This window comes from Pseudomonas sihuiensis, assembly GCF_900106015.1.
Taxonomy (GTDB): Bacteria; Pseudomonadota; Gammaproteobacteria; order Pseudomonadales; family Pseudomonadaceae; genus Aquipseudomonas; species Aquipseudomonas sihuiensis.
This window is the reverse complement of sequence record NZ_LT629797.1, coordinates 1,578,652-1,591,265: the sequence shown is the minus strand read 5'-3', so window position 1 is coordinate 1,591,265 and position 12,614 is coordinate 1,578,652. Positions and strand designations below refer to the sequence as shown.

The 12,614-nt window shown below is 65.8% G+C and carries 10 protein-coding genes; all 10 read right to left on the bottom strand.

Annotated features, from left to right (window positions below):
* Nucleotides 1-66: 66 nt before the first annotated feature.
* Nucleotides 67-2,028 carry an acetoacetate--CoA ligase gene (locus BLT86_RS07485; protein ID WP_092375784.1) on the bottom strand — a complete coding sequence of 654 codons (1,962 nt, stop codon included), beginning with the start codon at nt 2,026-2,028 and terminating at the stop codon, nt 67-69.
* 221 nt (nt 2,029-2,249) lie between these two features.
* Nucleotides 2,250-3,149, bottom strand: coding sequence for a hydroxymethylglutaryl-CoA lyase (locus BLT86_RS07480; RefSeq protein ID WP_092375782.1), 900 nt, complete (start codon nt 3,147-3,149; stop codon nt 2,250-2,252).
* Between the two features lie 186 nt (nt 3,150-3,335).
* The gene (locus BLT86_RS07475; protein WP_269458108.1) at nt 3,336-5,264 is read right to left on the bottom strand and encodes an acetyl/propionyl/methylcrotonyl-CoA carboxylase subunit alpha; all 1,929 of its coding nucleotides are present in this window, start codon (nt 5,262-5,264) and stop codon (nt 3,336-3,338) included.
* 2 nt (nt 5,265-5,266) lie between these two features.
* Nucleotides 5,267-6,061, bottom strand: a complete 795-nt coding sequence (locus BLT86_RS07470; RefSeq protein WP_092375776.1) for a gamma-carboxygeranoyl-CoA hydratase — start codon at nt 6,059-6,061, stop codon at nt 5,267-5,269.
* 81 nt (nt 6,062-6,142) lie between these two features.
* Nucleotides 6,143-7,750, bottom strand: a complete 1,608-nt coding sequence (locus BLT86_RS07465; protein WP_092375774.1) for a carboxyl transferase domain-containing protein — start codon at nt 7,748-7,750, stop codon at nt 6,143-6,145.
* Nucleotides 7,751-7,851: 101 nt separating this feature from the next.
* Entirely contained in the window at nt 7,852-9,015 is a 1,164-nt protein-coding gene (locus BLT86_RS07460; protein WP_092375768.1) for an isovaleryl-CoA dehydrogenase, read from the bottom strand.
* Between the two features lie 64 nt (nt 9,016-9,079).
* Nucleotides 9,080-9,460, bottom strand: a complete 381-nt coding sequence (locus BLT86_RS07455; protein WP_003239740.1) for a MerR family transcriptional regulator — start codon at nt 9,458-9,460, stop codon at nt 9,080-9,082.
* 72 nt (nt 9,461-9,532) lie between these two features.
* On the bottom strand, nt 9,533-10,156 hold the full coding sequence (locus BLT86_RS07450) for a TetR/AcrR family transcriptional regulator (RefSeq protein ID WP_231976586.1): 624 nt from the start codon (nt 10,154-10,156) through the stop codon (nt 9,533-9,535).
* A gap of 203 nt (nt 10,157-10,359) precedes the next feature.
* Entirely contained in the window at nt 10,360-11,511 is a 1,152-nt protein-coding gene (locus tag BLT86_RS07445) for an acyl-CoA dehydrogenase family protein (RefSeq protein WP_092375765.1), read from the bottom strand.
* A 15-nt stretch (nt 11,512-11,526) separates the two neighbouring features.
* A complete protein-coding gene (locus BLT86_RS07440; RefSeq protein ID WP_092375762.1) occupies nt 11,527-12,612 on the bottom strand; it encodes an enoyl-CoA hydratase/isomerase family protein in 1,086 nt (361 codons plus the stop codon).
* Between the last annotated feature and the right edge of the window lie 2 nt (nt 12,613-12,614).

Sequence of the window (12,614 nt, the reverse complement as noted above, 5' to 3'; positions counted from 1 at the left end):
GCTCAGCTGCTGTGAAGACGAAAAAATGGCGTCAGTATAGTGATTTTTCTGACTGGTGGCTTTTGGCTACAACTCGTTTCGCAGCTCTGCCAGGCTGCGATACAGCTCCAGCGCTTGTGGGTTTGCCAAGGCATCGGTGTTCTTCACCGGGCGGCCGTGGACGACGTTGCGTACTGCGAGCTCGACGATCTTGCCGCTGAGGGTGCGCGGGATATCGGCGACCTGGATGATTTTCGCCGGCACGTGTCGCGGCGTGGTGTTGGCGCGGATCATTCGGCGAATCTCTTCGCGCAGGGTGTCGTCCAGCGTCACGCCATCACGCAGACGTACGAACAGCACCACGCGCACATCGCCCTGCCAATCCTGGCCAATGACGATGGACTCCAGCACCTGCGGCACCTTTTCCACTTGGCGATAGATCTCTGCGGTGCCGATGCGTACGCCACCCGGGTTGAGCACGGCGTCGGAGCGGCCGTGGATGACCAGGCCGCCATGAGCGGTTTCCTCGGCATAATCGCCGTGGGCCCAGACGCCGGGGAACGTGGCGAAATAGGCAGCGCGGAATTTCTCGCCGTCTGCATCGTTCCAAAAGCCCACTGGCATTGAAGGAAAGTGTCTGGCGCAGACCAGTTCACCTTTTTCCCCTGTCAGCGCCTGGCCATTGTCGTTCCACACCTGCACGTCCATGCCCAGGCCCTTGCACTGCAGTTCACCGCGCCAGACTGGCAGGGTCGGGTTGCCCAGGGCGAAACAGGAGACGATGTCGGTGCCGCCGGAAATCGACGACAGGCACAGGTCACGTTTCACGTCGCGGTAGATGTACTCGAAGCTCTCGTGAGCCAGTGGCGAACCGGTGGAAAGAATGACCTTGAGGCTGCTCAGCTTGTGGCTTTCACGAGGTCTGACGCCGGCTTTCTCCAGTGCGGCGATGAACTTGGCGCTGGTGCCGAAGATGGAGATGTCCTCGGCGTCGATCAGATCGATCAGGCGGGCCGGTTCGGGATGGAAGGGCGAGCCGTCGTAAAGCACCAGGGTGGCGCCCAGGGCCAGGCCGGAAATCAGCCAGTTCCACATCATCCAGCCGCAGGTGGTGTAGTAGAACAGAGTGTCGTCGGGCCCAAGGTCGGTATGCAGGCCCAGCTCCTTGACGTGTTGCAGCAGGGTGCCGCCGACGCCGTGGACGATGCACTTGGGCACGCCGGTGGTGCCGCTGGAGTAGAGGATGTACAGCGGCTGGTCGAAGGGCACAGGGGTGAACTGCGGCGCGCCGCCGGGTTGGTAGAAATCCTGCCAGAGGGTCGTTAGAGCAACTGACTTGTAATCAGTAGGGCTGGCCTCGTCGCGCGAGTAGGGCACGATAACCAGCCGTTCCAGGCTGGGCAGTTGCGGGAGGATTTCGTTGAGCTTGTCGGTGAGGTCCAACTGCTTGCCGGCGTAGCGGTAGCCAGCAGCGGCGATCAGCACCTTGGGCTCGATCTGACCGAAGCGGTCGATCACCCCCTGGGTGCCGAAATCCGGCGAGCAACTCGACCAGGTGGCGCCGAGGCTGGCGGTGGCGAGCACGCCCACCACGGTCTGCCAGGTGTTGGGCATGAATGCAGCCACCCGATCACCGATGCCCACGCCCGCGTTGTGCAGGGCGCGTTGCAGCCCGGCGACATGGGCAGCCAGTTGCGCATGGCTGAGTTGCTCGCGGCTACCATCCTCGCCGATGGCCACCAGCGCCGGGTGACCGTCACGGCGACGTAGCAAGTGTTCGGCAAAGTTCAGGGTGGCACCGGGAAACCACTGTGCATCGGGCATTGCCGGGCCTTCGCGTAGTACTCGTTCGGCGGGCGCGTGGAAGTGGATCTGGAAGAAATCGACGATGGCCTGCCAGAAGGCTTCGCGTTGCTCGACGCTCCAGGCATGCAGGGCAGGGTAGTCGGCCAGGTGCAGGGCATGGCGGTCGTTTATGAAACGGCGGAAGGCATCCAGGCGGGTATGAGCGATACGCTCGGCGGAAGGCGTCCACAGAGGTTGCTGCATGGTCAGTCCTCGTCGTTCTTGTCCCTGGGCTTCAGCTTAGTGCGTTCGGGGCATTTGACCTTTAACTCAGACGACCTTTGCTGCTATCGCACCGACTTTCTCATCGGTTCCGAAACTCTGGATAAAACGACGGGGCGATACGCTGCAGCCCCTTGTAGGAGCGGCTTTAGCCGCGAAAATCGCGGATGAATCCGCTCCTACAGTGCAGAAGGCGATGACATCTATCGGCTCAGGCGAGCACGCGCCACCCGCGAGCCATTGGCCTTGCCCAGTACCTCGCAGATGCGTTGGCCCGCGGCGATCAGCTTATCCATGTCCATGCCGGTTTCGATACACAGGCCCTGCAGCAGGTAGAGCACGTCTTCGGTGGCGACGTTGCCGGTGGCGCCCTTGGCGTAGGGACAGCCGCCCAGGCCGGCCACCGAGCTGTCGAACACATTGATGCCTTCGAGCAGGCTGGCGTAGATGTTGGCCAGGGCCTGGCCATAGGTGTCGTGGAAATGCCCGGCGAGCCTGTCGCGCGGGATGTCGCGGCCGACCACCTCGAGCATCGAGCGCGTCTTGCCAGCGGTGCCGGTGCCGATGGTATCGCCCAGCGACACCTCGTAGCAGCCCATGGCGTACAGCTCACGGGCGACGCTGGCGACCTGCTCGGGCGCGATTTTGCCATCGTAGGGGCAGCCCAGTACGCAGGACACGTAGCCGCGCACACGCACGTTCGCCGCCTTGGCCGCCTCCATCAGCGGTACGAAGCGCTGCAGGCTGTCGGCGATGGAGCAGTTGATGTTCTTCTGCGAGAAGGCCTCGCTGGCGGCGGCGAACACCGCCACTTCCTCGACCTTTGCCTCCAGCGCGGCTTCGAGGCCTTTCAGATTGGGCGTCAGGGCGGCGTAGGTGACGCCTGGCTGGCGCTGAATGCCGGCGAACACCTCGGCAGAGCCCGCCATCTGCGGCACCCATTTGGGCGAGACGAAGCTACCTACCTCGATATAGCTCAGACCGGCTGCTGTTAGATCGTCCACCAGGCGCACCTTGTCGGCGACGCTGATCGGTTGCTTCTCGTTCTGCAGGCCGTCGCGCGGGCCGACTTCGACCAGGCGTACGGATGTGGGCAGGTTCATCGGATGTCCTCGTTTTCATCGTAGGGTGCGCCGTGCGCACCTTCTGCAAAACGGTGGGCTGAAGCCCACCCTACGCGACTGAAGCGGATCGCCGCCCGGCCCACCCTACGAAGATCTGCTGGTAGGGTGGGCTTCAGCCCACCTTATCCAAGGCGAATGCGGTAGATCGGTGAAGCGTGATCCACCCTACGGCTCTAGTTCCACCAGCACCGCACCTTCGCTGACCATTTCCCCTTCACGGCAATACAGCGCCTTGACCGTCCCGGCTTCGGGCGCGCGGATGCTGTGTTCCATTTTCATCGCCTCCAGTACCACCAGGGCTGCGCCGGCCTCGACCGCCTGGCCGGGTTCGACCAGTACACGGACGATGCTGCCGTTCATGGGCGCGCTCAAGCCACCGTGCTGGGCATGGCTGGCTTCTGCGGCGGCAATGGGGTCGAAGCGTGTGATCGCGTGCAGTTCACCGCGCCATTGCAGGTAGAGGTTTTCGCCACGGCGAATGGCTCGTAGACGCTGGCGCGTGCCGTCGATCTCCGCCAGCAGCTCTTCGCCCTGCAAGCACGCCCGGTTGCTCGCGCGTACCTTGCGGCTCTCGCCCTGACTGCTCAGGTGCAGCTCGATTTCCGTCACGCCACCGGCGCGCCAGCCACTGCGGGTCGCCCAGGGCGAATGCGGGTCGTCGTCGCGCTCTATCGGCGCCTCGCTCTGTACCCAGGCATCGGCTGCCAGTTGCCAGAAGGCCTCCGGCAACTCGCCCGGTGCAGGCAGCAACTGCTGCTGATGGCGCGGGATAAAGCCCGTATCCAGCTCGCACGCGGCGAAGGCCGGATGGGCGAGGATGCGCCGCAGGAACGCCAGGTTGGTCTTCACGCCGCCGACCAGGGTATTGCCGAGCATGGCCAACAGGCGCAGGCGCGCCTGCTCGCGGTTCTCGCCCCAGGCGATCAGCTTGCCCAGCATCGGGTCGTAGAAGGGCGAGACGCTGTCGCCCTCGGCCACGCCGCTGTCGACGCGCCGGCCGTCGCCATTACCCGCCTCGCGGTACAGCGCCAGGGTGCCGGTGGCGGGGAGAAAATCGTGATCCGGGTCTTCGGCGTACAGGCGCACCTCGATCGCATGGCCATTGAGCGGCACCTGCTGTTGGGTTAGCGGCAGCGGCTCGCCACGGGCGACGCGAATCTGCCAGGCCACCAGGTCGAGGCCGGTGATGGCTTCGGTGACAGGGTGCTCGACCTGCAGGCGGGTGTTCATCTCCATGAAGAAGAAGTCGCCACGCTCGTCGAGTAGGAACTCCACGGTGCCGGCGCCGACGTAGCCGATGGCCTGCGCCGCCTTGACCGCAGCTTCGCCCATGGCGCGGCGCAGCTCGGGGCTCAGGCCCGGCGCCGGCGCCTCCTCGACCACTTTCTGGTGGCGACGCTGGATGGAGCAGTCGCGCTCGTTGAGGTACAGGCAATTGCCGTGCTGGTCGGCGAAGACCTGAATCTCCACGTGACGCGGCTTGAGCACGTATTTTTCCACCAGCATGCGCGAGTCGCCGAAGGCCGACTGCGCTTCGCGCTGCGCGGATTCCAGCGTCTCGGCGAGCTGCGCCTCCGACTCGGCCACCTTCATGCCCTTGCCCCCGCCGCCGGCAGCGGCCTTGAGCAGTACCGGGTAGCCGATACGTGCGGCGGCCTCGCGGAAGGTACCAAGATCCTGCTTCTCACCGTGGTAGCCCGGCACCAGCGGTACGCCGGCAGCTTCCATCAGCGATTTGGCCGCCGACTTGCTGCCCATGGCTTCGATAGCCGAGGCGGGCGGGCCGAGGAAGATCAATCCGGCCTGTTCGATGGCGCGGGCGAAGCCGGCGTTCTCCGAGAGAAAACCGTAGCCCGGGTGGATGGCCTGCGCGCCGCTGGCCTTGGCGGCGGCGATGATCTTGTCGATCAGCAGGTAGCTTTCGCCAGGCTTGGCGCCGCCGAGATTCACCGCGACGTCGGCTTCACGCACATGCCGTGCATTGGCATCGATGGCGCTGTGCACTGCGACGGTACGGATGCCCATGGCCTTGGCCGTACGCATCACACGGCAGGCGATTTCGCCACGATTGGCGACCAGCAGGGTGTCGATCATGGTCATTGCTCCTGCCAGCTAGGTTGGCGTTTTTCCAGGAACGCACGCAGGCCTTCCTGGCCCTCGGCGCTGACGCGCAGGCGGGCGATGGCGTTCTCGGTGTAGCGGCGCAGGGCTGGGGTCAGCTCGCCGCTGCCGATTTCGCGCAGCAGATCCTTGCTGGCGCGCATGGCTTGCGGGCTGTTTTGCAGCAGATTGACGACCCAGGCTTCGACCTGAGAGTCCAGCTCGCCAATCGGAAAGCACTCGGCGAGCAGGCCCAGTTCGCGGGCACGCTTGCCGTCGAAGCGCTCGGCGGTCAGCGCGTAGCGCTTGGCGGCGCGCTCGCCAATGGCCTGCACGACGAAGGGGCTGATCACCGCCGGGGCCAGGCCGATGCGTACCTCGGACAGCGAGAACAGGGCATCCTCGCTACCGATGGCCATGTCGCAGCAACTGGCCAGGCCTACCGCGCCACCGAAAGCCGCGCCTTGCACCACGGCCAGGGTCGGGATCTTAAGACCGTGCAGGTTGTACATCAGCTCGGCCAGTTCGCGGGCATCGTTAAGGTTGGCGTTGTAATCCAGAGTCGCCGCGTGCTGCATCCAGGCCAGGTCGGCGCCAGCGGAAAAGTGCTTGCCACGGCCACGCAGGACGAGGAAACGCAGGCTCTTGTCTTCACCGACGGCATCGAGGGCGAGGATCAGCTCGCGGATCATCTCGGCGTTGAAGGCGTTGTTCTTCTCCGCGCGGTTCAACCACAGGGTGGCGAAGCCGCGCGGGTCTTTCTCAAGCTGTACGGTGGTGAAGTTGGTCATCTGAACTCCGGCGTAGGGCGGGTGCAACCCGCCGGAAAATGGCGGGTTGCACCCGCCCTACGGTTAATTGGGAGTGTCGGGTCACATGCGGAACACGCCGAAACGAGTCGGTTCGATCGGTGCGTTGAGGCTGGCGGACAGGGCCAGGGCCAGCACCTCGCGGGTCTGCGCCGGATCGATCACGCCGTCGTCCCATAGCCGCGCGCTGGAGTAGTAGGCGTGCGCCTGCTGCTCGTACTGCTCGACGATGGGTTGCTTGAGGCGCTGTTCGTCCTCGTCGGAGTACGGCTGGCCGGCACGCTGCGCCTGCTCGCGCTTGACCTGCACCAGTACGCCGGCGGCCTGCTGCGCACCCATCACGCCAATTCGTGCGTTGGGCCACATCCACAAAAAACGTGGGTCGTAGGCACGGCCGCACATGCCGTAGTTACCGGCACCGAAGCTGCCGCCGATGATCACGGTGAACTTCGGCACCTGGGCGCAGGCCACGGCGGTGACCAGCTTGGCGCCGTGTTTCGCAATTCCGCCGGCTTCATATTTCTGCCCGACCATAAAGCCAGTGATGTTCTGCAGGAACAGCAGCGGAATGCCGCGCTGGCAGGCCAGTTCGACGAAGTGCGCGCCTTTCTGCGCCGATTCCGCAAACAAGATGCCGTTATTCGCCAGGATCGCCACCGGGTAGCCATTGATGCGGGCGAAGCCGCACACCAGGGTGGTGCCGAACAGCGCCTTGAATTCATCCAGTTGCGAGTCGTCGACGATACGCGCGATCACCTCGCGCACGTCGAACGGCTGCTTGGAATCAAACGGGATCACCCCGTACAGCTCCTCGGCCGGGTAGCGCGGGGCGATGGGCGCGCGGACGTCGAGCTGGCCGAGCTTGCGCCAGTTCAAATTGCTGATGCTGCGCCGGGCCAGAGCCAGGGCGTGCTCGTCATTATCGGCATAGTGGTCGGCCACGCCGCTGGTCTTGCAGTGCACATCGGCGCCGCCGAGTTCCTCGGCGCTCACCACTTCGCCGGTGGCGGCCTTTACCAGCGGCGGGCCAGCGAGGAAGATGGTCGCTTGTTCGCGCACCATAATGGTCTCGTCACTCATGGCTGGCACATAGGCGCCGCCGGCGGTGCAGGAACCCATCACCACGGCGATCTGCGGAATGCCCATGGCGCTCATATTGGCCTGGTTGAAGAAAATCCGGCCGAAATGCTCGCGATCCGGGAACACATCGTCCTGACGCGGCAGGTTGGCGCCGCCGGAGTCCACCAGGTAGATGCACGGCAGGCGGTTCTCGCGGGCGATGGCCTGGGCGCGTAGGTGTTTCTTCACCGTCAGCGGGTAGTAGGAGCCGCCTTTTACCGTGGCGTCGTTGGCCACGATCATGCACTCGACACCTTCGACACGACCGATGCCTGCGATCACCCCGGCGGCGGGCACGTCTTCGCCGTAGACCTCATGGGCGGCGAGCTGGCCGATCTCGAGAAAGGGCGAGCCGGGATCGAGCAGGCGATTGATGCGTTCGCGCGGCAGCAGCTTGCCGCGCGAGGTGTGGCGCTGCTGCGCCTTGGCGCCGCCGCCTTCGTGGATGCGGGCGAGCAGGGCGCGCAGCTCGTCCACCAGAGCGAGCATGGCCGCCTGGTTGGCGGCGAACTCCGGTGAGCGGGTGTTGATCTGGGTATGCAGGATGGCCATCTGGCGCGCTCCGTTTCTGGCTACCGTCTGTAGGGTGCGCCGTGCGCACCAAGTCGTTGTGGGTGGTGCGCACAGCGCACCCTACGGGTCAGTGGCCGTTGTTATTTCGTTTGGTTGAACAGCTCGCGGCCGATCAGCATGCGGCGGATCTCGCTGGTGCCGGCGCCGATCTCGTAGAGCTTGGCGTCACGCAGCAGGCGCCCGGCCGGGTACTCGTTGGTGTAGCCGTTGCCGCCGAGCAGTTGAATGGTGTCCAGGGCCATCTTGGTGGCCATCTCGGCGGTGTAGAGGATCACGGCGGCGGCGTCCTTGCGCGATTCCTCGCCGCGGTCGCAGGCCTTGGCCACGTTGTACAGGTAGGACTTGGAGGCATTCATGCCGGCGTACATGTCGGCGAGCTTGCCTTGCACCAGTTGAAATTCGCCGATCGACTGCTTGAACTGCTGGCGCTCATGCACGTAGGGCAGCACCACGTCCATGCAGGCGCTCATGATCCCGGTGGGGCCGCCGGAGAGCACGGTGCGTTCGTAGTCCAGGCCGCTCATCAGCACGCGCACGCCGCCGCCTTCGCTGCCTAGGATGTTCTCTTCCGGCACCTCGCAGTCCTCGAACACCAGCTCGCAGGTGTTGGAGCCGCGCATGCCCAGCTTGTCCAGCTTCTGGTGGCGGGAGAAGCCCTTGAAGTCGCGCTCGACGATAAAGGCGGTCATGCCGCGCGAGCCGGCGTTGATGTCGGTCTTGGCGTAGATCACGTAGGTGTTGGCGTCCGGGCCGTTGGTGATCCACATCTTGTTGCCGTTGAGCACGTAACGGTCGCCGCGCTTCTCGGCGCGCAGCTTCATCGACACCACATCGGAGCCGGCGTTGGGCTCGCTCATGGCCAGGGCGCCGACGTGCTCGCCGGAGCACAGTTTGGGTAGGTACTTGAGCTTCTGCTCGTGAGTGCCGTTCTTGCGGATCTGGTTGACGCACAGGTTCGAGTGCGCGCCGTAGGACAGGCCGACCGAGGCGCTGGCGCGGCTGATCTCTTCCATGGCCACCACGTGGGCCAGGTAACCCATGTTGGTGCCGCCGTATTCCTCTTCCACGGTCATGCCCAGCAGGCCCATGTCGCCGAACTTGCGCCACATGTCCATGGGGAACTCGTTGTCGCGGTCGATCTGCGCCGCGCGCGGGGCCAGCTCGGCCTGGGCGAAGTGGTGGACCGCATCGCGCAGCATGTCGATGGTTTCGCCGAGGCCGAAGTTGAGGGTGGGGTAGCTCATGGGACACCTTTTGTTGTTTTGAGGTGCGCCGTGCGCACCGGGTCGGTTGGGGGCGCGACGCACCCTACATGTCGGTTTCGGCCAGGGCTGCCAGGCAGCGCTCCTCGGCGGTATCGAGCTCCAGCTGCATCTGCCGGATGTCCAGCAACTGCTGCTCGAGCTGGGCGCGGCGTGCGGCGATCTTTTCCATGAAGGTTTCCAGCTGCTTGCGGTTGCCGCTGCTGGGGTCATAGAGGTCGATCAGCTCCTTGCACTCGGCCAGGGAAAAGCCGATGCGCTTGCCGCGCAGGATCAGCTTCAGGGTGACCAGATCGCGGGGGCTGAAGATGCGCTCCTGGCCGCGGCGCTCGGGGGCGAGCATGCCTTGCTCCTCGTAGAAGCGGATGGCGCGCGGCGTCACGTCCAGTTCGCGGGCCAGGTCGGAGATGGAGTAGGTGGTGGGCATCGGGGTGTTCTCGTTTACCTTTACGTTAACGTAAAGCTGGAAAAGCACCCCTGTCAAGTGCGGACGATGCCGTCAGAAGGCGTGAACGGCCATGCCGAGCGCGCCAGCCAGCGCGCCCAGGACCATCTCCTGCTGCAGGCGCAGGCGGCTGGCGGGCTCGTCGCAGGCAGCCTGGGTCCAGGCCGGCAGTTGGTTGAGCAGCGAGACGATGGCCCGTACCGCACCGCGACGGACAGCGTCGGGCGTCTGGCCGCACAGCTGCGCCACTGCCTGCAGCCAGTGCTGTTCGTAGCGCTCGCGCAGCTCGAGGATCTGCTCCAGCGGCTCGGGCGGCAGGCAGCACAGCTCGTATTCGGCCAGGCGAAAGTGCAGGGGCATGCTCTGGTGCAACTGCAGGTGGCGTTCGAGCAGCGCGCGCAGCCGACTCCTGGCGTCGGGCTGGCTCTTGAGCAGTTGTTCGGCGCCCAGCGTCAGGGCGCTGTAGAACTCCTCAATGAACTCGAACAGCAGCGCCTCCTTGCTCTCGATATGGTTGTACAGCGAGCCGGCGGCAATACCCATGTGGGCGGCCAGGTCGCGCATGCCGACGCGACTGAAACCACGCTCGGCGAACAGCTCCAGCGCCGCACGCTGGGCATCCTGATAGCGTATTCCGGCCTTGCTGCGCGGCGCCGGGCGTGCCACCGGGCTAGACACGGAACTGCTCCGGGGCGCTGTCCTCGGCCTGGGTGACCTTCTGGTTGATATCTTCGCTCACGTGGGCTTGCTCCAGGGTAGTGCTGGCGATGGATGTAGCGAGGTCGCCGAGATTGCGCAGCGCCTCGCCGGTTGCAGGGCGAGCACGGACAACTCCGCAGCAGGCTCGGCAGAAGGGCGGGTGCGTGGCGCCCGCCGTTGCGTCAGAGCGGGTAGTGCGCCAGCTCGCGGGCGATCAGCAGCCGCTGGATCTCGCTGGAACCCTCGTAGATCTGGGTGATGCGTGCGTCGCGGTAGTACTTCTCCACCGGGAAGTCCTCCAGGTAGCCGTAGCCGCCGTGGATCTGGATGGCCTTGGAACACACCCATTCGGCCATTTCCGAGGCGAACAGCTTGGCCTGCGAGGCCTCCGACAGGCAGCTCAGGCCGGCGCTCTTCAGCTGCGCGGCATGCAGGATCAGCAGGCGCGCGGCGTTGAGCCGGGTGTGCATGTCGGCCAGCAGGTTGGCCACGCTCTGGTGCTCGGCGATCGGCTTGCCGAACTGCACGCGCTCGCGCGAGTAGCCCAGCGCCGCCTCGAAGGCCGCGCGGGCGATCCCCAGGGCCTGGGCGGCAATGCCGATGCGCCCGCCCTCGAGGTTGGCCAGGGCGATGGCCAGGCCCTTGCCGCGCTCGCCGAGCAGGTTGTCTTGCGGAATGCGGCAGTCCTGCAGGGTCACCGCGCAGGTGTCCGAGGCCTTGATGCCCATCTTGTGCTCGCTGCGCTCGACCACGAAGCCGGGCGTGTCGGTCGGCACCAGAAAGGCCGACAGGCCCTTTTTGCCCAGCGCAGGATCGGTCACCGCGAAGACGATGGCCAGCTGCGCACGCTTGCCGTTGCTGACGAACTGCTTGGCGCCGTTGAGCACCCAGTGACCGTCCTGCAGCAACGCCTGGGTACGCAGGTTGTTGGCTTCGGAGCCGGCCTGCGGTTCGGTCAGGCAGAAGCAGCCGATGGCCTGGCCGCTGGCCAGCGCCGGCAGCCAGGCGTCCTGCTGGGCCGCGCTGCCGTACTTGAGCAGCGGCCCGCAGCCCACCGAGTTGTGGATGCTCATCAGCGCGCCGAGGGCGCCGTCGCCGGCGGAGATTTCCTCCACGGCCAGGGCATAGGCCACATAGTCGGTGTAGCTGCCGCCCCAGGCGTCCGGCACCACCATGCCGAGCAGACCCAGCGCGCCCATCTGCGCCACCACGGCGTCGTCGATCCAGCCGGCCTGCTCCCAGGCCTGGGCGTGCGGCGCCACCTCGCTGCGGGCGAAGTCGCGCGCCATGTCGCGGATCATGCGTTGTTCTTCGGTCAGTTGCAGATCGTTCATCATGTTCTCCTGCGCTCAGGCGGTGCGAAGGGGCTTGCCGGAGGCCGGGCGGAAGCCGTTGAAGAAGGCCTGCACCCGCGCCGGCGCCAGTTCATCCAGGGTGGGCGGGTTCCAGCGCGGTTGCTTGTCCTTGTCGATGATCAGGGCGCGCACGCCCTCCATCAGGTCGCCCTTGGCGAACCACTGATAGTCCAGGTGCAGCTCCAGGGCGAAGCAGTCGGCCAGGCTCAGGTAGCGACCGCGGCGCAGCAGCTCCAGGGTCACCGCCATCGCCAGCGGTGAGCGGCTGTCGAGTACGCGCAGGGTTTCCTCGGCCCAGTCGCGCAGCTCCGGGCGATTCTCGCGGTGCAGCGCGTCGCGAATCGCCAGCAGGTCGGGTTGGGCGAAATGCTGGTCGATCGCCGGGCGCAGGGCCTTCAGCTCGGAGCCGGGGATGCGCACGGTGGCCAGCTCGGCGAGCAGTGCGCGCAGATCCTCGCGGGGCGAGGCGCTCCACTGCAGCTGGTCGAGACGGGTGTCCAGTTCGGTAAGCCGCTCGCTGGCCAGGCAGTAGTCGGCCAGGCCGGCGTAGAGCGCGTCGGCGGCGCGCACCTGCACGCCGGTGACACCCAGGTACACGCCCAGCTCGCCCGGCAGGCGTGGCAGGAAGTAGCTGCCGCCGACATCGGGGAAGAAACCGATGCCGACCTCGGGCATGCCCATCCGCGTGCGCTCGGTGATCACCCGCAATGAGGCGGCCTGGGCCAGGCCCATGCCGCCGCCGAGCACGTAGCCGTCCATCAGCGCCAGTACCGGCTTGGCGTAGCCGTGCAGGTATTCGTCGAGGGCGTATTCCTCTTCGAGGAATAGCACGTTCTGGTTGTCGCCGGCGCGCTGGCTCTCGTACAGCATGCGGATGTCGCCGCCAGCGCAGAAGGCCTTGCCGCCGGCGGCACGCAGGACCACGGCGACTATCGCCGGGTCCTGCTCCCAGGCCCACAGGTGGCGGCAGAGCAGGCGCACCATGGGCAGGTCGAGGGCGTTGAGGCCCTCGGGGCGGTTCAGCGTCAGATGGCCGATGCCGTTGCGCACCTCGGCCAGTACCGCTTGCTCCTGGCTCATGT